Origin of the sequence: Paenibacillus xylanexedens, assembly GCF_017874615.1 — a bacterium.
In the GTDB taxonomy this organism is placed as follows: domain Bacteria; phylum Bacillota; class Bacilli; order Paenibacillales; family Paenibacillaceae; genus Paenibacillus; species Paenibacillus xylanexedens.
The window spans coordinates 354,749-375,548 of record NZ_JAGIKV010000002.1 but is presented as its reverse complement, the minus strand read 5'-3'; the positions used below and the strand labels follow the sequence as shown (position 1 = coordinate 375,548).

The 20,800-nt window shown below is 43.2% G+C and carries 27 protein-coding genes; 25 read left to right on the top strand and 2 right to left on the bottom strand.

The window, feature by feature from the left end; translation table 11 throughout:
* Positions 1–220 precede the first annotated feature (220 nt).
* From J2Z28_RS04110 to J2Z28_RS04050, 13 genes are all read left to right on the top strand, one after another.
* Positions 221–607: a winged helix-turn-helix transcriptional regulator gene (locus tag J2Z28_RS04110; protein ID WP_211081286.1), complete on the top strand. Its 387-nt coding sequence runs from the start codon at positions 221–223 to the stop codon at positions 605–607.
* Positions 608–625: 18 nt separating this feature from the next.
* On the top strand, positions 626–1,117 hold the full coding sequence (locus J2Z28_RS04105) for an NUDIX hydrolase (protein ID WP_211081285.1): 492 nt from the start codon (positions 626–628) through the stop codon (positions 1,115–1,117).
* A 78-nt stretch (positions 1,118–1,195) separates the two neighbouring features.
* Complete coding sequence (locus J2Z28_RS04100; RefSeq protein ID WP_211081284.1) at positions 1,196–2,317, top strand: hypothetical protein; 1,122 nt, start codon at positions 1,196–1,198, stop codon at positions 2,315–2,317.
* Between the two features lie 535 nt (positions 2,318–2,852).
* Positions 2,853–3,086: a hypothetical protein gene (locus J2Z28_RS04095; protein ID WP_211081283.1), complete on the top strand. Its 234-nt coding sequence runs from the start codon at positions 2,853–2,855 to the stop codon at positions 3,084–3,086.
* Positions 3,087–3,095: 9 nt separating this feature from the next.
* Entirely contained in the window at positions 3,096–3,329 is a 234-nt protein-coding gene (locus tag J2Z28_RS04090; protein ID WP_211081282.1) for a hypothetical protein, read from the top strand.
* Between the two features lie 80 nt (positions 3,330–3,409).
* Positions 3,410–4,273, top strand: a complete 864-nt coding sequence (locus tag J2Z28_RS04085; RefSeq protein ID WP_211081281.1) for a DUF4085 family protein — start codon at positions 3,410–3,412, stop codon at positions 4,271–4,273.
* Positions 4,274–4,293: 20 nt separating this feature from the next.
* Positions 4,294–4,581, top strand: coding sequence for a hypothetical protein (locus J2Z28_RS04080; RefSeq protein WP_211081280.1), 288 nt, complete (start codon positions 4,294–4,296; stop codon positions 4,579–4,581).
* A 281-nt stretch (positions 4,582–4,862) separates the two neighbouring features.
* The gene (locus J2Z28_RS04075; protein ID WP_211081279.1) at positions 4,863–5,411 is read left to right on the top strand and encodes an HAD-IIIA family hydrolase; all 549 of its coding nucleotides are present in this window, start codon (positions 4,863–4,865) and stop codon (positions 5,409–5,411) included.
* A 20-nt stretch (positions 5,412–5,431) separates the two neighbouring features.
* Positions 5,432–5,932 carry an NUDIX domain-containing protein gene (locus J2Z28_RS04070; RefSeq protein ID WP_211081278.1) on the top strand — a complete coding sequence of 167 codons (501 nt, stop codon included), beginning with the start codon at positions 5,432–5,434 and terminating at the stop codon, positions 5,930–5,932.
* A gap of 56 nt (positions 5,933–5,988) precedes the next feature.
* On the top strand, positions 5,989–6,852 hold the full coding sequence (locus tag J2Z28_RS04065) for a phosphotransferase (protein WP_211081277.1): 864 nt from the start codon (positions 5,989–5,991) through the stop codon (positions 6,850–6,852).
* A 50-nt stretch (positions 6,853–6,902) separates the two neighbouring features.
* Positions 6,903–7,463, top strand: a complete 561-nt coding sequence (locus tag J2Z28_RS04060; RefSeq protein ID WP_211081276.1) for a MepB family protein — start codon at positions 6,903–6,905, stop codon at positions 7,461–7,463.
* Between the two features lie 96 nt (positions 7,464–7,559).
* Positions 7,560–8,018, top strand: a complete 459-nt coding sequence (locus tag J2Z28_RS04055; protein ID WP_211081275.1) for a DUF2262 domain-containing protein — start codon at positions 7,560–7,562, stop codon at positions 8,016–8,018.
* Positions 8,019–8,081: 63 nt separating this feature from the next.
* Complete coding sequence (locus tag J2Z28_RS04050) at positions 8,082–8,378, top strand: SHOCT domain-containing protein (protein ID WP_211081274.1); 297 nt, start codon at positions 8,082–8,084, stop codon at positions 8,376–8,378.
* Positions 8,379–8,518: 140 nt separating this feature from the next.
* On the opposite strand, the gene J2Z28_RS04045 is transcribed toward J2Z28_RS04050, so the two are convergent.
* Positions 8,519–9,502 (bottom strand): cation diffusion facilitator family transporter, encoded by a 984-nt coding sequence (locus J2Z28_RS04045; protein WP_211081273.1) that lies wholly within the window; start codon positions 9,500–9,502, stop codon positions 8,519–8,521.
* Between the two features lie 290 nt (positions 9,503–9,792).
* Between J2Z28_RS04045 and J2Z28_RS04040 the strand changes: the two genes are divergently transcribed.
* The 7 genes from J2Z28_RS04040 (at position 9,793) to J2Z28_RS04010 (ending at position 15,456) form a co-directional block, all read left to right on the top strand.
* Positions 9,793–10,470: a response regulator transcription factor gene (locus tag J2Z28_RS04040; RefSeq protein ID WP_211081272.1), complete on the top strand. Its 678-nt coding sequence runs from the start codon at positions 9,793–9,795 to the stop codon at positions 10,468–10,470.
* Entirely contained in the window at positions 10,467–11,843 is a 1,377-nt protein-coding gene (locus J2Z28_RS04035; RefSeq protein ID WP_211081271.1) for a sensor histidine kinase, read from the top strand. Before J2Z28_RS04040 ends, J2Z28_RS04035 begins: the two co-directional genes overlap by 4 nt.
* A 67-nt stretch (positions 11,844–11,910) precedes the next feature.
* Positions 11,911–13,041 carry an ABC transporter permease gene (locus J2Z28_RS04030; RefSeq protein ID WP_211081270.1) on the top strand — a complete coding sequence of 377 codons (1,131 nt, stop codon included), beginning with the start codon at positions 11,911–11,913 and terminating at the stop codon, positions 13,039–13,041.
* Positions 13,038–13,715, top strand: a complete 678-nt coding sequence (locus tag J2Z28_RS04025; protein ID WP_211081269.1) for an ABC transporter ATP-binding protein — start codon at positions 13,038–13,040, stop codon at positions 13,713–13,715. The genes J2Z28_RS04030 and J2Z28_RS04025 overlap by 4 nt, the downstream gene beginning before the upstream one ends.
* Before the next feature lie 164 nt (positions 13,716–13,879).
* A complete protein-coding gene (locus J2Z28_RS04020; RefSeq protein ID WP_211081268.1) occupies positions 13,880–14,416 on the top strand; it encodes an NUDIX hydrolase in 537 nt (178 codons plus the stop codon).
* Between the two features lie 59 nt (positions 14,417–14,475).
* On the top strand, positions 14,476–15,069 hold the full coding sequence (locus J2Z28_RS04015; protein WP_211081267.1) for a DUF4304 domain-containing protein: 594 nt from the start codon (positions 14,476–14,478) through the stop codon (positions 15,067–15,069).
* Between the two features lie 93 nt (positions 15,070–15,162).
* A complete protein-coding gene (locus J2Z28_RS04010) occupies positions 15,163–15,456 on the top strand; it encodes an RNA polymerase alpha subunit C-terminal domain-containing protein (RefSeq protein ID WP_211081266.1) in 294 nt (97 codons plus the stop codon).
* A 19-nt stretch (positions 15,457–15,475) separates the two neighbouring features.
* On the opposite strand, the gene J2Z28_RS04005 is transcribed toward J2Z28_RS04010, so the two are convergent.
* On the bottom strand, positions 15,476–16,420 hold the full coding sequence (locus J2Z28_RS04005; protein ID WP_244988085.1) for a hypothetical protein: 945 nt from the start codon (positions 16,418–16,420) through the stop codon (positions 15,476–15,478).
* A gap of 358 nt (positions 16,421–16,778) precedes the next feature.
* Between J2Z28_RS04005 and J2Z28_RS04000 the strand changes: the two genes are divergently transcribed.
* The 5 genes from J2Z28_RS04000 to J2Z28_RS03980 all read left to right on the top strand — a co-directional run bounded on the left by J2Z28_RS04000 (position 16,779) and on the right by J2Z28_RS03980 (position 20,770).
* Entirely contained in the window at positions 16,779–17,285 is a 507-nt protein-coding gene (locus J2Z28_RS04000) for a DUF2569 domain-containing protein (protein ID WP_211081264.1), read from the top strand.
* Positions 17,286–17,406: 121 nt separating this feature from the next.
* The gene (locus tag J2Z28_RS03995) at positions 17,407–18,021 is read left to right on the top strand and encodes a histidine phosphatase family protein (protein ID WP_211081263.1); all 615 of its coding nucleotides are present in this window, start codon (positions 17,407–17,409) and stop codon (positions 18,019–18,021) included.
* Positions 18,022–18,125: 104 nt separating this feature from the next.
* Positions 18,126–18,782, top strand: coding sequence for a pyridoxine/pyridoxamine 5'-phosphate oxidase (locus J2Z28_RS03990; protein ID WP_211081262.1), 657 nt, complete (start codon positions 18,126–18,128; stop codon positions 18,780–18,782).
* An 81-nt stretch (positions 18,783–18,863) separates the two neighbouring features.
* Positions 18,864–19,538, top strand: a complete 675-nt coding sequence (locus J2Z28_RS03985) for a GNAT family N-acetyltransferase (RefSeq protein WP_244988084.1) — start codon at positions 18,864–18,866, stop codon at positions 19,536–19,538.
* 275 nt (positions 19,539–19,813) lie between these two features.
* Positions 19,814–20,770, top strand: a complete 957-nt coding sequence (locus tag J2Z28_RS03980) for a radical SAM protein (protein WP_211081261.1) — start codon at positions 19,814–19,816, stop codon at positions 20,768–20,770.
* Positions 20,771–20,800: the final 30 nt, after the last annotated feature.

Sequence of the window (20,800 nt, the reverse complement as noted above, 5' to 3'; positions counted from 1 at the left end):
GCAGTCTTGTAGCCATAAATCGGTGGCTGATGCTATTATAAACAGGTATGAAAACGTCTGGAAGTACGCACTTTGATGTTCTATAGGAAGACTGAAGTACCATAGGAACATTAAAGTACCCTAAATGGATGGCTCGAAATGGGTTTGAATAATAGAAAGAAGAGTAGCAAAAGTTTATATTTTCACTTGGGATATAGCCTATTTATGGAGGGGTTCAAAAATGACAGAACATGGAGAAACGAGTGCTCCAAAAAAATATAAAGTAGGCGTGGAAGCGGCCTTGGAAGTAATGGGTGGGAAGTGGAAGCCTTTGATTATTTATCATTTGATGACCGGACGGAAACGCACGTCGGAGCTTCGGCGGTTAATACCGGACATTACACAGAAGATGCTGACAACACAGCTCAGAGGTCTGGAAAAGGATGAAATTGTGCAGCGCAAGGTATATTCAGAGGTACCTCCCAAAGTGGAATATGAGTTAACGGACTACGGCTGGGGACTCAAGCCTGCCCTGGATCATCTATGCTATTGGGGAGAAGAGCATCTGGACAAAATCCACGGGGATAAGTTTAAAGTATTGGATGATTTCGATTCTCAGGAAAGTTGAAGAGAGGGGCACGAGAAGGTGGATGGTGCAGATCACGTGAAACAGGCAGTTCCCATTCGTTGTGAAGGCGTGGCTGTAGTTCTGTTAAAGAAAAGCCTCGATCAATACCGTGTACTGATGTTGAAACGGGCTGGTCGTATGTTGCATAACGAGTGGTGTTATGTTGGCGGCGGGATAGAAAAGGGCGAGAAGGCATGGGAAGCTGCACTCAGAGAAGTTCATGAGGAAACAGGTATTACGGAAGTACAGTTGTATTCTGCCAATCAATTCGAACAATATTATTCACCCATGGGGGAGTATATCTATACCGCTCCCGTATTCGTAGGATATGTGGATGAAAGCCAAGTTGTCCGGTTAAATCATGAACATACCGAGTACCAATGGATGACGTTTGACGAAGCTAAAGAAAATGCGGCATTGCCTGGGATTGATGATATTTTGGATTTTGTTGAAAAGCATTTTGCCAAGAAGGCTCCGTCGAAATGGCTGCGGATTGATGGGAAGATGTAATTCGAGATCAGGAGATATGAAGGTTTCTAGAGAAATTCAGAAGTTTAGAGGCTTATTAATGAAAGAGGTGTGAGACAAATGATTAACGAAGAATATTATGTGAAGCTTAATCGAGATGCACAAGAACAGTATCAATCTTACAAACAAGAAGCAGAAGCACGGGTACATAGAAGAGAATATACGACAAGTAAACGGTATGACATTTCTCCGTACTGGTATGCGCGCCAAGGTGAAATTCCTGGAGATATCTCGTATGAAGTGACAGATACCTATTATGAGTTTGATGATGAAGGTAGAATACGGATTTTGGCCTGTGACGATTTAATTGATGGCTACACGTATGTTACATATGATGAAAGTCATATAACGACAAGAACGTATGTCGATGGAGAATTGGACTCAGTCAAGGAATATTTGATACAAGACGGGTTAATCTGTCGGTCAGTTGAGTATTTTACTCGATTCAATAAATTAGAGTATGAGGATTATATCTATGAAAGCAACAGACTTGTAGAAGTATATCAACCTCAATACGAAAATAATGCTCTTTTTGATCACCTTCTTCTCACCTATTTCAAATATGATGAGCAAGGAATTCTCCAGCGAGTGTTAGATGGAACCAAAGGTGTGATTTATGTGAAGATGCCACCTGAAGAAGTTCTAATACTCCGGGAAACGGTGAAAAAGGAACTCATTCTGGCCGTGAAAGAGATTATTGATGTTCTCTGTGAAAATCAATCGGACAAAAGATATTGTTTTCTGTCCATCTACTTACACGATGAAGTTGATACGGTATATTCACCTATTTTTGATCCAGGTTTGCAAGAAATAAGAGAAGAACAAGTTGAAGAGAAAGATGAAAACGAAGATTACTATTACAACATTTGGAATTCAGGAGAGCATCCTGGAATTGATCAACAAGAACTTACGAATCATGATTTAATTGAGAAGCTTAGAACTCTTATTATGTATTGGCGTAGCAACGGAGATTGGTGGGAGGAAGGAATGAGATTGTGGAAGGAAGTCGCGTATGACCTCAATGAAACGACGAATTGGTCCGATTACTCCCGACTTACGGAAAACTTTGTTGTATTCGTCGAATGGGAGGCAATGGATGTGATGAATGGAGATTTGCAAGAAAGCATCCCTCCAGCCAAGTTAGAAGTTTTACAATCAGAAGACCTAGCGAAACGCATTTAAGATATCAACAAGTGATTTGGGAGGGACAAATTATCAAATATTTGACTACATATCCACGGGGCAGGTTGAATTTAGTAGTTATACTGATCCTTGAATTTTTTTGTTCAGGAATTTTTCCGGTAGCCGTGTAGGGATATTAAGTTACTTGACAATGGTTATGATTATCTTTATTTTCGTATATATTATCATTCTTATCAAACGTTTATTTTCCACCAATCCGAGTATTACTATGGGAAGCGATTATGTGATATCTACGAAAAACCAGAAATATGAAGCATCTCAAATTCAGTGCATCTATATGAATTACGAACGTATCGGCATTAAGCTCCATGGAAAATGGCTAGTTCCTATGGATTTATGTTTTTATTTCGAAAAAAGCTAGGAGACCGAAGGTTTAAAGGGATTAAATGAATGGGCAGCATGCCATAAAAAAGTAGTAAAACGGAAGTTCTTTCAAACTCTAATGTAGACTTGTGCGTTTGTTTAATTAAGACTGACTATGAAAGAGAAATCTTGTATTTCTGGGGGACTAGCGATGAAAACACTTGAAGAATGTTTAACAAGCGATTGGTATAAAGAAGTGATTGATGAGCTTATTAAGCGAAAACCGCATATCAAGTTTACTGCACATGCCAACTATGAAGCTGGGTTTTTAATGGACTCTATTAAAGCACGGAAGGTTGTTCTTGAAGATTTGAACAGTACTCCTCCAACAGAAGAAGAGTGTATTCAGTGGATAAGGATAAAGGAGCAGTACAACGAGCACTAGGCTAACATCATGTCCTATGTTGTGGCTCGCTTAACATTTAGTGAGCAATTGATTGATGACCCAGATGGAGAATTCCCAGAAGGTGAGGAGCCTGATGCAGGAGATCGATCTGAAGTGGTCGAGGTGCTAGGCTTTACGAGATATGTTATCGCTATCACAATTGTTGAATATGATTTTGTCAAAAAACATCCTAAACCATTAACAGCTTATTTTAAACGCACACGAATTCCAGGTGCAGCTTAATTCTCGTCACAAATTAAAAAGGTCTATGCTTCAATAGCAAAATAGATTTAGATTCCTAAAAATTAGCAGGAGAGATGCATATGAAATATCGAACGAAAGAATGGTATGAGCTGTGTCAGCGGACCGGACTTCATTTTGGGATGAGGGTACATAGAGGAACTTACGAATTGGACGAAGCACTTTTCCTGCGACGTTATAAAAGAAAAGAAAAAGAGTATGTAGAGTTTCAGCGTGAGATGTATAATACAGATCCTCGTTTTTTGCTGGAGCAAAATGGCCATGTTTTTGTGCCTGCTGAAAAGTTCTTTAGTGGAAATGAAATATTGGAAGACGATAAAAGAATATACCAGATGCCTGCTGAAGAAAAAGAGCGGATCGAAAAAATAATCGCAGATTATGATGTGAGGCCTCCTTTTGATGAGTTGAGCTACAAGCAAGAGTTTAAAAGCAATCTGGAATGGGATTGCAAAAACCAGAAAGAGCGTTTACCTAAAGAAATCTATGAGAAAATTGCGGATATCCGTGTATTTACGTTGGGTTATTGCACGAGAGAAGTAATGCTACAGTTAAAGAAACAGAGTGAAGAAAATAGGAGAGAGATGGAGCGTGTATCGAATGAATACAGGGAAGCCATTTTAGCACAGGATATTTCCGATGAAATACATGGGCGGATTCAATACCATGATTGTACAGTGACAGAACTGCTGACGGGTAATGAGGTGGTCATTCGTTTTGACACCCGTGGGGGCTTCACCAACATAAATAAACTTACGCTGGTTGCGCCAGAAATCATCAAGCAAGACGGTGGGATTGTAGGCAGTTACTGGCTATATCAAGAGCTGTATCGAATCGATAACGGATATGAGCTTCATGTTCTATTTGATGGAGAGAATATGCCTGAGCTGATTGTGCGCTGTGCTGACATTCTCGTAGAGGTAGAATGAGAGAGCCTAAGAGGATGAATATGAAGGAAATAGAGATGGAATGGACCACCAGTACGTTTGGTTATTTATCTACTCCCGTAGTTGTCGTGGGCATTGCGTGTTACTTCTTTCCTGATTTTCTATACAAAATATTTGTTCTGATCAGAGATCGAAAAATTAAACCGAATTACGAGTTTGAAGATAACCCACCTAATAGTGATATCCCTAAACATATCGAAATAATATTAAAAGTACTAGGCACCATTATGGTTATCCTGGGGATCATATGGTTTTGGTTTTCGAAAGAGTTTTATGACTTATTATTTTGACAGCAAGGAGTTGGACACCATTTTGGAGTTTATCTGGACTATAGTGATCTCAATTATAAGTTTAATTGTCGTTCTTATCTTTGCTGCAATTGTACGTTATGCGATAGATTCATCCAAAACATCGAAGAAGCTGGATGTACTAATTAAAGAAGTGCACTATCTGAAAACTGAAATTAAAAAATTGCAACACCATAAGCAGCAAGATGGTAGCAAGCATATTATCGATGAGAAAGTATAGATGAACGACACGACTTGAAATTTTTCTGAGAAAGGAACAGACCATGATGAAACCACAGGGGAACGTACAAGCTGTTTTTATAGACAGAGATGGAACAATCGGTGGTACAGGTCATTTTATTCATCCGAGAGATTTCAGATTATACCCAAATGCTCAAGAAGCAATTATGCATTTAAAACGAGAAGGAATTATGGTGCTGGCTTTTACGAATCAATACCGAATCTCGCGTGGAGAAGCAAGTGTTGAGGATTTTGAAGAGCAATTTCGCGAGTACGGATTCGATCATTCCTATATATGTCCGCATGAGCAAGAATGCAGTTGCAGAAAGCCGAAGCCCGGAATGTTATTACAGGCCTCAGAGGAACTCGGTCTGGATTTATCCAAATGCATAGTTATTGGAGATGTAGGAGATACAGACATGCTTGCTGCCCATGCCGTAGGAGCGACCAAGATCATGGTGAGAACAGGCTGGGGGGAATCTTCATTAACCAAATTCAGAGACAAATGGACGGAGACTGAACCTGATTATATCGCAGAGGATATTTGGGATGCCGTACAATGGATCATTCATGGAAGGGAATTCAGAGAATAGAAGACAGGAGGTAACTGTGTATGGGCATGTCAGACTATTACAAAAACCTTAGGGACAAGATCGGCAACGAGCTTATTTTTATGCCAGGTGTAGCTGGGATTATGCGAAATGAACAAGGGGAGATCCTGTTCGGTCGTAAACATAACGAATCAACCTGGGGGCTGATTGCTGGAGCAATCGAGCTTGGTGAGACACCGGCGCAAGCGATGGTAAGAGAGGCACTGGAAGAGACAGGTCTAGTTGTTGAACCGGAGAAGATTATTGGAGTATACGGGGGTGAAGCCAGACGGTTTACATACAGCAATGGTCATCAGGTTGAATATTTGACTATCGTATTTGAATGCGAGATCAGATCTGGGCAACTCACGCCCGATAATGAAGAGATGAAGGATCTGCAGTTTTTCCCCGAGGATCAGCTTCCACCCATGGCAAACCAGTATCCAGATTATATTTTTAGCTCCAACCAAGAAGAACGAGCCATTTTGAAAGATAACCCAACCCACTGTGCAATTGGAATCTAAACTCACCTTATGTTTACCAAATGAATTCAGATCCTAGTTATTATGAGGAGAACCATATGTTAATTAATCCAACGATTAATGAGATCAATGACTTATTCAAGATGCATCATATCAACGAAGAAATATCTAAAATTCAAAGTTTGTCAGGTACCACAGCTGGACGTGTTTATCGGTTGAGAACAAGTTTGAATAAGCACTATATTTTGAAATCAGATGAACCCGAACAGATTCACATCGCCCAGCAGTTTTTGGATACGTATAAGAATTCTTCGTTACTGCCTGAAGTTTTGTTGACTGATCCGGATAACACTTATTTCATTTATACGTATATGGAAGGTACGACCCATTTCAACCGGGGCCAGAAAAGAGACTGGTTAACTCGTCTGGTGAAAGAGTTATTCAATACATATGTGCGTTCTACAGATACGAAATCATGGGGCAGAATAGAGTTCCCACAGAGGACATGGAAAGAATTCAATCAGATTAGTACTAATGAAGCAAAGATGAATATCGGAAGTGTTTTAACGACAGATGATTATAATCTGGTTCAATCCAAAGTGGATCACCTGTTTCATGAGCAAGAAGAGAAGTTTCTTTTACATGGCGATACGGGGGTCCATAATTTTGTGTTTGCTCAAAATGAACTCATCGGCGTCATTGACCCATCTCCAATGGTTGGACCTATCCTCTATGATTTCTTGTATGCTTTTAGCTCCTCGCCAGATGATATCAACACCGAAACATTATTTGCTACGTTCGAACTTCTGGAACAAGTGAAAATGGAAAAATACAGATTGATAGAGGAAGCGCTGATCCATCTATATTGCCGAATTGGACTGAGTAACAAGCATCATCCGGATGATCTGCCTGAATACTTGAAGGCATGGCAGGAATGGAAGCGATTATGTCAGGAACTTTGAACTAACAAAGTTTTTACAGCTATCGCACAAGACAGGAGAGATTTCACAAGTTGGATAACAAAAGTAGTTTGAATCGTCCAAATGCTTGGACGACCTCCGAGATGCTTCATGGCGACTTACATGCCAGTAAAGAACTTATCTATGACAAGTGTGGCTTTGTTTGCTCACAACCACATGAAGAAGCACAAAATGCTGAATACGGGGCGTATGTATTCACCTTAAATTCTCTCTCCATTCGATTTCGTGTTGCCAAAACCACCCCAACTAAGATTGGACAATTTGTTACCCTGTGGGAGCGGAGTGAGGATGGATCGACACAGCCATATGATGTATCAGATCCAGCAGATATGTATGTCATTAGTACGCGCACAGGCAGCAACTTTGGTCAATTTGTATTTCCAAAGCATGTATTGTTACAGCGAGATATCATATCGGATCAAGGCAAAGGTGGCAAGCGCGCCATACGTGTATATCCGCCTTGGGACAAGCCAACAAGTAAGCAGGCTCACAAAACCCAGCAGTGGCAGCTTGGATACTTCCTGGAAGTACCTTTTACTGAGCCATTGAACTGTGATCAAGTCCGGGTACTTTATGGTAACTTTCAAAAGTGAAAGAAAAAATCTGATCGTAGGTAAAAGGATATTGGTGAGGTATGAATATGATATGGAATATTGATTTAGATATATTGAAGAGAAAGGTAATCAGCTATGGAAATGACAATTAGTAGTAGAATAATAGGCTCTTTTATGTACAATGAAGAATTTAACTCCTATGAGCATACGGAAGGGAAAGTATATTACAGTTTAAAGCTTGAGAATGAAAGCACTAATGTAGATGAATTGATGAGTAGAGCAGAAAAACTAATCTGTCAGTTTGATGAATTTGAAAAAAGGGCTAAGACACAGATAGCACAGCATTTAATTGATTATAAAAATGATTTTTGGCCTGAATACGATGAAGATGATGAGAATTTAAATTGGGATGATGTAGATGCTGGGAAATATGACGTAACCACAGAAGACTTTGAAAGAGTCATAACGTTGCTAGACATTGAATTACGAGTGGACCATATATACTGTGAATGTTCAGATGGAGATTTATTTGGTGGACATCGGATTCATGCAAAGTTTGATCATGACTATAATTTAATTGATGCAGATGTTTAGTCTTCTGACCGACCTTTCCTGATTTTGAATAGAGACATACATAACCTATAGGAGGAATATTCATTGAAAGCATTATCGATCGTCAGTCTTATTTGGTTCGTACTCAATTTTTTATTGATAGCAGTTTTTTTAGATGGTTCGCAAGAAGGTGCGGAGGTAGCGGCAGTTTTGGGACTTCTGGCTGGACTGTATGGTCTGCTTTTCTCAATCCTAGCTTTGATCATATCAAGCAAGAGAAAAAAGACCCCTGTGAATGTGCATGAACAACTGCTGCAGTTGGGTGAATTAAAAGAGAAAAATATCATATCAGAATATGAATTTGATCAGAAGAAAGAGAAGTTACTCTCCAAATACAGGTAGTCCAAAGCCTGCTGCGATAAGGTAAAGGTCATTCTATTTTCTACTCATGCAAAAAATGAAATTCTCTAAACAAAAAACAGGGCGCTCCCTTTAACGGGAATCTGCCCTTTTTTTGTTTGCAGCTATATTTTATACCCATCTCAATGATGATGATGCGCATGGGCATCTGGTGCGTCGCCTTTGACCGTACATAGTACCGAGGTGTCATGCAGATGTTTTTCGGACTCCACTTGGAGCGTCACATGTTTGATTTCTTTATGCTCCAGCATATGTTCAATCTTCTGAACCAGAATCTCAGATGCATAGACATCCATCGTTCCATCCACCACGATATGAGCGGTCAGCGCATTCAGGTTACTGGTAATGGACCAGACATGCACATCGTGCACACCTTTGACGCCATCGACTTGTTTGATGGTTTGCACCAGTTCATTCACATCCACATTGGCCGGTGTACCTTCCATCAAGATATGAAGGGATGATTTGGTGACATAGAAACCACTACGCAATACCAGTGCCGCGACAATCACACTCGCCAGTGGATCGGCCCAACCCCAGCCAAAGAACATCATGAGCAGGGCTGCCGCAATGGCCCCAACCGATCCCAGCATGTCGCTGATGACATGGAGATAAGCCCCGCGCATATTCAGGTTATTCTCTGTATCGCTACCACGCATCATGATCCAGGCCACCAGAATATTGATGAGCAATCCAATGACGCTGATGATTAACATGCCTACGGTTGCGACTTCTGGCGGGTTGATAAAACGCCCAATCGCTTCGTAGAAAATGTAGAGTGCAATGGCGATTAACGTAATTCCGTTTAACGTAGCGGCCAAAATTTCAAATCTTCTGTATCCGTACGTTTTGCCAGTATTCACCGCTTTTTCACCAAAGGTGAACGCCAGCAAAGCGATCCCGAGCGCAATGGAATCGGACAACATATGACCTGCATCCGAGATAAGCGCGAGACTGTTGGTGATGAATCCACCAATGGCTTCAACGATCATATAGATGGTAATAATAATGAAGGAAAACAACAGGACTTTCTTGTTATTGGTGGTGTGAGCGTGGTTGTGTCCATGATCGTGCCCTTGGTTATGATTTTGATGATGTCCAGACATATAAATCCTCTCCTTTGGAGCGAAGCTCCGTTATGTAATATGATTTCTACTGTGGCTATAAATGATCTTTAGCGATGGTTAATCACAAACAAATGAATATATGAGCGTTTGTTCATATGTTATGAATTTATTATAGTTGTGCCTCTTAGTAGTGTCAACCAAATTTAAGAAAATATAAACATGTCGAGTGTATCTCCATGCATGTGCTGGCGAATGAGATTGCTTTTATGCTACCATCTGTGCAGGATCAAAGTGAGATGTACTCGTTACATAGAAGGGCGGACAACCTTATGAAACATCTGCTGCTGGCAGACGATGATGCCAATATTCGAGCACTCCTGCGGCATGTCATGACCAAGGAAGGGTATCGGGTTCATGAAGCGAAGGACGGATTGGAAGCGGTCAAACTGATGCAAGAAACGCCGATCGATCTGGCGATCCTTGATGTCATGATGCCCGGCATGGATGGACTGGAGTTATGTGATTACATACGGCAGCATTACGACATTCCAATTATGTTGCTGACGGCACGAGATCAGCTATCTGACAAGAGAGATGGTTATTTGAAAGGAACAGATGAATATGTGACCAAGCCGTTTGAACCGGAAGAATTGGTCTACCGGGTAAAGGCGTTATTTCGTCGGTACCATCGCACATCCAGCGATATCATCCGTATGAACCGGATCGTCATTGACCGTAACAATGTGGAGGTTACCGATGGGCAATCCATTCTCTTTTTGCCGATGAAAGAATTTGAATTACTCTCACAGCTTGCCCAGTTTCCGGGCCGTTTGTTCTCGCGGGATGAACTCATTCGGCTCGTCTGGGGAGCAGACTACGAAGGAGATGACCGTACCGTTGATGTGCACATCAAGCGGCTTCGTGATCGTTTTGCCGATTATACGGAAGATTTTGTCATTCAGACTGTGCGGGGTATTGGTTACAAGATGGAGGTGAAAGCACCTTGAGAACCTTGTACGTCCGGGTATTCCTCATTACAATTGCCGTGATTATGGTCAGCGGCATGCTTGGTTTTCTTTTGTCCAACATCTACTATCATGCAAAGCTCAAGGATTTTAATGATGAGAAGCTGGTGGGCATCGCGACGCAAATGAAGCAATTTGTGGAACAGGAACCCGGCACGATGGAGCAGTATTTGAACAATGCCGCCGCACTCGGGTACGAAATCTATGTGACGGATGGAAAAGGCAACGACCAATTCTACGGCCGTGAATTCCGCGAGAAAGATTTGGAAAAGCAAGCTGTAGAACTGGTGCTAAGTGGTGAGGTATACCATGGCGTCGCCCAGTTTCCAAGTAAACCGTTCATTACCGGTTTTTTCGATAATCAATTAAGTAACACCGTGGGTGTTCATCTACAGTTGGGCAATGCCAATTACGCTCTCTTTATGCGCCCGGATGTAATTCTGCAATTCGGTGAGCTGCGAATCTTTTTTGCGCTGATTGGAGCATTTACGATAGGTATTAGTATCCTGATCTTTCTGATCAGTACCCGCTATCTGGTCAATCCCATTGAACGTCTGTCCGAGGCAACCAAGCGCATTGCGCAAGGAAAATATAATCTGAAATTGCCTACCGCAAGGCGGGATGAGATTGGACAGTTGGCCCAGCATTTCATGACCATGAGTCGTGAATTGGAAAGGGTAGATCAGGCGCGACAGCAGTTTGTATCGAACGTATCGCATGAGATTCAATCACCGCTGACCTCGATTCAGGGTTTTGCCCAATTGGTGGCGGATCGGGATCTGCCTGAACAGGAGCGGGAGCACTATGCATCGATCATTGAGGAGGAGAGCCGTCATCTCTCTTTGCTCAGCAAACAACTGCTTCTCCTGTCTTCCCTTGAACAAGGCAACGAAGATCTTTCCAAGGTAAAGTTCTCTCTGCGAGATCAATTCCGACAAGCGGTTCAGGTGTTACAATGGCAACTCGAAGAAAAAGAACTTCTGCTTCGGATATCGGTGCCCGAATCCATCCAGCTTGTCGGCAATGAAGTGCTGCTCATGCAAGTTTGGATGAATCTATTGGGCAATGCGGTGAACCATCTACCACAGGGAAGAAGCATCGAGATTCATGCCGAGCAGACAGATAACCAGTGTGTGATTCAGATTCGGGATACAGGAGACGGAATTGCTGCGGAGCATCTGCCTTTCCTGTTCGATCGATTCTATCGGGTGGATCGTGCGCGTGAACGTTCTTCCGGACGAACAGGGCTTGGACTTGCCATTGTGCAGAAAATTATCCGAATTCATGACGGTACAATCGAGGTTTCCAGTTCGCCTGAGGGTACGGTCTTTACGGTGACACTTCCGCAGATGTAATCTGTTATTCATTTGCCGTTCATTTTCGCCTCCTATACTTGGGTTATCAAGAGGGAGGTCACAGAACATGTACTTGGCTATTCGGGAAATGAGGTATGCCAAAGGGCGCTATGCCTTAATCGCTACAATCATGGTACTGGTTTCATTTCTGGTACTGTTTGTTACAGGTCTTGCACAGGGGCTGGCGTATGATAACGCAGCTTCGGTCAAAAATATGGCAGCAACCCACTTTGTGCTGGAGCAGGATTCGAATCATCGGTTTACCCGGTCACAAGTGGATCAGGATCAGCTTAATCAAGCACGCTCCGTGGTAGGGCAAGAGAACGCGGAGCCACTAGGTGTGAAAATGACAACCGTCAGTCCAACCGGCGACACAAAAAAGATCGATGTCACGCTGTTCATGGTTAACCCGGAAGGTTGGCTTGCTCCAACCGTTACCGAAGGATCTCCGATTACGGATCAGACAAAAGGGCAGGTTGTGGTAGATCATAAGTTAGCTGAATCCGGTGTGACGATTGGTACCGTTCTGGTCGATCAAGCTACAGGAACGGAATGGACCGTTGGTGGATTTGTACAAAATGAGTCCTTCAGTCACTCCCCGGTGGTATTCCTGAATGAACAGGAATGGCTCGCACTCCAGGGAAGTTCACGAACTTCGCAAGGTTCAGCAGACACCAATGCCAATGCTCCGATTTACAATGCCATTGCTATCAAGGATGGGGGCGAGCAGGTAGACCGCTTGAGTACTGCAATGCCTAATACGGAAGTCATCACAAAGTCGGATGCCGTATCGGCCATCCCTGGATATAAGGAAGAGCAGGGATCGTTGCTCATGATGATCGCTTTTCTATATGTCATCTCGGCGTTTGTGCTTGCGGTATTCTTCTATGTCATCACGATTCAGAAAACGAGTCAGTTCGGGATATTAAAAGCCATCGGAACGCGGAATGCTTATTTGGCGGGCAGCGTTTCGTTACAAGTCTTGGTTCTGTCGATTGGCAGTCTGGTGATCAGCGTGCTGTTGGTTCGACTGTTTGAGTCCATCTTGCCAGCATCGATGCCGTTTCAATTAGGTTTATCTACCCTCGCACTGACCTGTGTATTATTCATTCTCATGTCTGTGGCGGGTTCGTTATTCTCGGTGTGGAAGGTTACCAAAATTGATGCACTTGATGCGATTGGGAGGACTGCAGCATGAGAAACCGATTGGTATTACAGGGAATTACACAGACCTTTGAAGATGGTGGCAGTAAACGGACGATTCTGGACAAGTTGCACCTTGAGGTTGCTGAAGGGGAACTTGTGGCTGTGATGGGGCCTTCCGGCTCGGGCAAAAGTACATTCCTGTCCATTGCTGGAGCACTTCTTGAACCAACGGAAGGACAGGTTTTTCTGGACGGGGCTTCTATTATGGGCAAAAGCAAACAAGATATATCCGATGTACGGCTTCAGCAACTCGGTTTTATCTTTCAAAGTGCCAACCTCATTCCGTATCTGAAAGTAGAAGAACAACTCATGGTCGTTGCAAAGCTCGCTGGAACGGATAAAAACAAGGCGGAGAAACGTGTGGATGAGCTGTTGGATACGGTAGGCTTGACCCATCGGCGGAAAGCGTATGCGGAGAAGCTGTCTGGCGGGGAACGTCAGCGGGTCGCCATTGCACGGGCCTTGATGAACGATCCGGCTGTTCTGCTCGCGGATGAACCAACAGCCAGCCTGGATGCGGAGCGAGGGCTGGATATTGTCGGCATGATTGCACGGCTCGTGAAGGAGCAGTGCAAGAGTGCAGTGATGGTTACGCATGATGAGCGGATTTTGCCGCTCTGTAGCCGGGTTCTTTTTTTGGAAAACGGAAAGCTGGTGCAGCATTAGAACGAGAATGGTCTGAGAGTCTGGAGAGAACACTGATTCAAGGCTTAAGGGCAGAGAGCGTAAGAAGAGGGTCACGTATTCCCCGGTGGGAAGGTGGCCTTCTTTCTGTGTTTTCGACTATAATTGGAAGAATAGTGGAATTAGATAGAGAGGATCGGGTGCGGATGAGTAGCTTGAGTGCGGAACTATTTCCGGCGCTGAGTACGTCGATTCATTGGGGAATTATTGAGGCGGAGTTCAGATTAAACGATATCGTGGATGAAAATCTGGTGAGCAATAGTAGCATCATTCCGTTTGTCGGGGATCAATGTGTTGTCTTCCAACTGGATAATGGAGATTGGGAGTTGCCTGGGGGTACGCTTGAAGCAGGTGAGCAGTATATGGATGGGTTAAAACGCGAATTGATGGAGGAACTTGGGGCAGAAATGCGGTCGTATCAAATTTTTGGTCAATTCCACTGTACATCCAGTGCGTTGGAATCGTATCGACCCCATATCCCGCATCCCCATTTCGTACGAATTATCGGATATGGAGATGTTCAACTTGTCGGTGATCCGCTAAATCCGGAGGATGGCGAGCAGGTGGTTGCAGTTGAAGTGGTAGAGATTGATGAAGCGATCCGAAGATTCCAGGAACAGAACAGGCAGGACATTGCAGAGATGTACAAACTGGCTCATATGCTGCGAGAAGAAGCTAAATAGTATTTTTATAAAATGGAACAGGCATGATTCTGCAAACTTTGCCTTGGGAGTGATATCTAATGCAGGAACTTTTTAAGAAGATCATCAATACAGAAGTCAAACCCTTATTTGCCAAACACGGCTATTCCAAGAAAAATCTGAGTTTCTACAAAGCGGATGGAAACCTCGCATACAAGTTCAATATTCAAAAAGCAAAGTATAACAGCAGTAGTCAAGTCCAGTTTTATGTTAATTGTGGTGTTCAATCCAACGAACTTGCGGAGTTGCATTCCGTTGGATTGAATGGAGACATATTGGAGTTCATATCTCATTTCACCTGCCGAATCAGAGAAATAGCCCCTTCCGCTCCGGCCCACTATACCTTAACGCCTGATATCGATCCAGACGCTTTATCGAAAGAACTGGTGTCACATTTGGAAGAGGGCATGTCATTCCTACACTCGCTAACAGGGGCCAGAGATATAGTCCATTATTATATGGATAAGACAGCGCTACATTTAAGCGAAGTAACCTTCCGCTTCCTGCTAAAAGCCGGCGATACGGAAGAAGCCAAGCATTATTTACAGCAACTGCACGCCAAATACGGAGCCGAAAAGCGCTGGACGATATTTGAAAAGAAATATGCAGCCGTTTTTGCCGAGTACGGATTGTAAGCTTTGCTCCAGAAGAGTACAAAAAGCGGATTTTAGTACAACTAGAATTGGCTAGTGCAGATTGTAACAATACTTTCAGGAGGGGATACCCACATGGCAAACGATAAAGGAACACTCAGAACATGCGAACAAGGACATTCGTATTATAAAAAAAGTGATTGCCCAACCTGTCCGACGTGCGAAGCTGAACGTAAAACGACAGAGGGATTTCTAGCCTTGCTGTCATCTCCCGCCAGACGTGCCTTGGAGAATGAAGGCATTACAACACTACTACAACTTGCGGAGTACACGGAAAAAGAGATCCTGAAGTTGCATGGAATCGGGCCATCTGCCATGCCTAAACTTCGAAAGGCATTGGAAGAAGAGGGATTGTCTTTTAAGAAATAACCCTCTTCACTCCTGTCATTTAATCCAAACCAGAAGCGGAAGTAATCTCCTCCATCGTTACCCGATACAACAAGTTACCTTCACTAAGTAGCAGACGATGTTGGCGAAAATCCTGCCGTGCCTGCTTGAAGGGCTGACCATCTTTATTTAGAAAATCAATCTTCTGCCCCTTGCTCAATCTTCCGGGCTTCTCCATTTTCTTAAGGATAAATGTACCATGTTTACCGTACCCGGCATCGAACAAGAAATGATAACCATCCGTACTGAAGCCGGAGGAACCGGAGATGTTTGGATTCATCAATGTAACGTTGGGTTCACTGGTGCCACCTGAGATACAACCGAGTTCAAAATCGGTATAGAAGTAGAACCAGACCTGCTTCTCATTCACCACATTGAGTGCGTAACAATCCGCAATGTCAGCTTCACGATTTTCATACAGTTTGTTGCCATGCTCATCCCAGGCCAGCAGACCGCTTGATCCAATCGGATCGCTCCATCCGCAGTTACCAAATACCCCTTCATCGAAGTAGCTGGTCCAGATCGTTCCCTTCTCTGTAACCTGTGCACTCTGAATACCGTCTCCCAACAGAAACTCGCGAATTGTATTTCCTTCCAGATCACATACTTTGGCGTTCAGATCATACTGTTCATTCCCATAATTCGCACACCGTGCTCCGACGAGCAGTAGATGATCATGCAATGGTTGTACGTAATGATAATTGAACGTCTGTCCCCAAATGACAACTTCCTCGATAGTTTGATCTGTCACAATGAGCACTTTGTATGTATAGCTTTGCTTCATTTTACTCTGAACGAACATACCTCGTTTTCTTTCGGGGATCTGATTCATCAGCAGCACATAGACAAGGCCATCACCGCCCCACTGGGTGGAAACGATATCGAAGCCCTCGACATAGTTTGAAATGTCGGCAAATGGCAAAAGTTTTACTCTGGGATTGGGCATATCCATATCCTCCTTTGTAGTCGAAAGCAGAGTCACCATCTGCATCTGTATAAGAGCATTATGATATACGCGTACTTTGCTGAACATGGCGGAAGTATAGCGAAGGTCTACTTTGGCCTTTACAGCATATAAGTATGATGTTTTGAAAGGGATGCTTCGTCCTTGACACGCGTAGTACAATAAGGAGGTTGTGTAAAATTCTAACAAGAGGAGGACGGAGAGGTAACTATAAGGAGAGTGTGAGAATACATACAACGCACGTGAAGTAAGGAGAAAGAAGCACCCGTAGATTCAATTTGCAATATTACGAGGAAGACTCATCTCAGAAAAACAAAACTGCATAAGGAAGTGTTACGAGGTGGAACCACATATTCAAGAGCAAAAAACAGACTACCGTTCACTAGGCGTGTCGGGATTGGGTGGTTGGCTGATTCTCATTCAGATTGGATTATTTCTTACGATTATCCTGCTCGCAGTACAGTTGATGCAAAACACGTTACCAGCATTAACATCCGAGATGTGGGACGTATTTGTTTCCAAGGACTCCGAATACTATCATGTTCTATGGGGACCATTAATTATTTTTGAAGCTATATATAATGTGGTCTTTTTATTGTTCACCATATATATAGTTGTAACTTTTTATAGAAAAAAAGCAATTTTACCCCGGTTAATGATCGTCTATTACAGTGTGAGTTTGGTGCTATATACGGTTGATTATATACTCGTGCTTCAGATCCCCATGATGCGGGAATTGGAAGATGGAAGTGGAATACAGGAGATTGTGAAATCTGTAATCACTTGCGCCATCTGGATTCCTTATTTTATCAAATCCGAGCGAGTTCATAACACATTTGTGAGATGAATGGTAAGCAGGAAATGCCCGATCTTGGATAGAAGCTATCTGAGGTCGGGTTTATTTGATACATACGAAAGTAGTTATAGATGTAAAGTTAACCTGTTCAATGTGAAAAGGAGGAGAGATCTTGAAAATTTATCTGGTAAGGCATGGGATGGACGAGGAAGGATATCGAGGCGGATGGAGTGAGCGTGGACTTACGGAACAGGGGATCAATCAATCCAAGAGACTGGGAGAGCATTTGCATCATCACGCTGAGGAGTACAACATACATACGATCATTAGCAGTGATCTTCCTCGTGCAGTACAGACAACACGGGAAATTGAGAAGAAATTAAATATGCAGGCTAGCTTAATGAAAGATTGGCGGGAGATGAATAACGGAGATTTGGCAGGTATGCTCCATAAGGATGCTGAAGAACATTACCCAGGAGTTTATTTCAACACCCTTGAGATGGATTCCCCATTTCCGGGAGGAGAAAGTCCAAGGGATTTTTATAACCGGATAAGCACATCTTTCGAGAGTCTTCTTAGAGATATAGAGGAACAAACAGTCAAGTCCAATGTTCTGTTAATTACTCACGGCGGAGTGATTAACATCCTGTATTATCTGCTTGAGAAGAGGGAATGGAGCAATAAGTCCAGCTTTTATCCCATGGACAACACCAGTGTACATACAATTGAAAAGGGAAGGCATGGTTGGAAACTTAGCAGCGCAAATGTGTTAAGTCATCTAGATTAGTTGTTTACTAGATCAAGATCTGATAAGTCGACTTAATCAGGAAGTACAGACTCATAGGTTCCAATGTATTACAATGGTATAAAATAGAAGACGGAGGCGATGATATGAGTGATCAACCAATTGAACTGCTGCAACGTTTGAAGTCTTTATCCGGACCATTTCCAACGTGGGATATGGAGCAGTTGCCGGAGCAGCCGGGGAAGCTATTTTTGGAGTGGTTGAGATTGGCGGTTGAGAACGAAGTGAAAGAACCTCATGCCATGACGATCTCCACCGTGGATCACGACGGTTATCCTGATGCGAGAGTATTGATTTTGAAAAACGTAATCGACGAAACGTTTTATTTTGCCTCCAGTTCGGAGAGTCGAAAGGGGCAGCAGTTGAAGGAGAATCCTCATGTCGCTTTGACATTCTACTGGCCTTCACTTGGAAGACAGATTCGGATAAGGGGAATTGCCGAGGATCGGGGAGATGAAGCGGGCGCTGATGATTTCCGCAAACGTTCAGCTGGAGCAAGAGCAGTTGCCATGACAGGGCATCAGAGTGAGGTTTTGGATAGCGAGGGAGTGTTGGATAGTTCCATTGAAGCTCAGAAGGAAAAGATAAGACGTGACCCCAGTGTTGTTACACCTCATTGGCGTTTATATGCCGTGAATGCACAAGAGGTGGAGTTTTGGCAGGGAGATTCGGAGCGCAAGCATGTACGAGTCCAATATGTAAAGCAAGATGGGCAGTGGAAGACACTCAGATTGTGGCCTTGATTTTACAACAGGTGAGTTAGGCAACACGGACCGAACTGCTGTGTGTTTCTTTTTCCTAACAATTTCAGGGAGGGTGAGTCTATGAGAACGATTGAAAGCTTCTTCGAACCATTTCCGGTGTTGGAAACCGAAAGAACTTTACTCCGGCCTCTTACCTATGATGATCTGGATGATATGTATAGTTATTGCGTTGTACCTGCTGTATCGGAGTTCACCACCTGGGACGCGCATCAGAGCAAAGAAGACACAAAAGCTTTTTTAAATTTTGTCATGAGTCGCTATGAGACGGATCTAATAGGCCCGTGGGGGATTGAAGATAAACACACCAAGAGGCTGATTGGTAGTTGTAACTATCTAGGGTGTGACAGAGATAACAGGAGAGTTGAGCTGGGATATGTATTATCTGATCAATTTTGGAAACAAGACTACATGACCGAAGTAGTGAAACGAATCATCCAATTTGGATTTGACGAAGTGGGGCTTGAGCGAATCCAGGCCAGATGTTTAGTGAAAAACACAGGTTCCGCTAAGGTCATGGAGAAGGCAGGCATGCAATTCGAAGGTGTGCTGAGGAAATACATGAAGGCAAAAAATGAGCTTCAGGATCTGAAGATGTATGCTATCGTAAAAGAAGACTTCTTACTCGTGTTAAGTAAAGAACATATTTTTGATCAAAAGGGGCGTGTGTCATTCATCATGCTGGCGAGCCATGAGTTTGCCTATAATCCTGAATTCAACATGGATGACATACAATAGAGGGATTCTGGGATTACCTTATATCACATCTGACTGAGATTCAGAAGTTCTACCATATTGCTGCATCAAAAGGTCAAGGTATCGTATTTTATATTGTCTAATCCAATAATCATATGCTTAGCTTTGGCCCATTCCTGATCGTTGAGGAAATGGGTTTTATTTTCGTTTTCAGCAAGCAACGTACATAATGTCATATCGTCAACCTGGTTCCTTCCGCTATAATCTTCAAGTTATCCAAACGTGGATTGAATGAAGGAACCAGGAGGTACAACGAATTGATAGCCAGAAACAAATATAAATCACTCGAACTGGAAACATCCGGCGTATATGAGCTGGAAGGGCTTGAGGTGGGAGTGACATCGAACTGCAATTATAAATGCGACTATTGCTGCGCCTACAATCGGGATGATGGAGCGTGCATCAATAGTCAGGAAGTCATCCGTATTATTAGTGAACTTCCTCGTCTCAAGCGAGTGCGATTATCCGGGGGTGAAGTTACTCTGAAATACCAGGATTGTCTGGAGATTGTGACGTACTGTGCAGCACATGGCATTGATACACAATTGAACAGTAATGCAAGTCTGCTGACCGAAGAAAGGATCATCGCGTTACGAGAGGCAGGCTTGTCTAACATTCATATCTCGTTCAATTATACGGATGCGGAGTCGTATGCCGCGTACTACCGTGTGCATCCTCGCATGTATGAGAGACTGGAGCAGAATATCCGTTTGTGTACGGAAGCTGGTCTGGAGACGGTATTGGAAACGTTACTGTTTGAGGGTAACCAAGCGAACATGCAGGCGATTAGCGATAAGGTGTATGATCTTGGTGTTCGCATCCATGAGATCCAGAACAGCATTAAGATGCCACATACGGACTGGAGCCAGATTGTATCCATAGAGTCTCTCATTCGATCTGTAACGGAGCTGATAGAACATAAGAAGCCAGATACAACGCTCTATTTTACCTGTATGGATCGGTTCGCTGAACAGTTGAATTTGCGTGAACAACCCGGTGTGTATTTCTCGAATTGTGTGGATGGCACGAAACAGCTGCACTTGCACGGCAACGGGGATATTCTTATCTGTGAGTTATGCCACCCTGTCGTGATTGGTAACATCTATAATGGAACGTCGTTGAAGGATATCTACGCTCAGCAGCCCCTGGCATTAACGGAATTTTTGAAAAAGCGGCCTTGTCCCGCATACGATGCTCTTTTTGCAGATGCATAACAGGAAGACCTGTTGAAGAAGAGCCGTAAG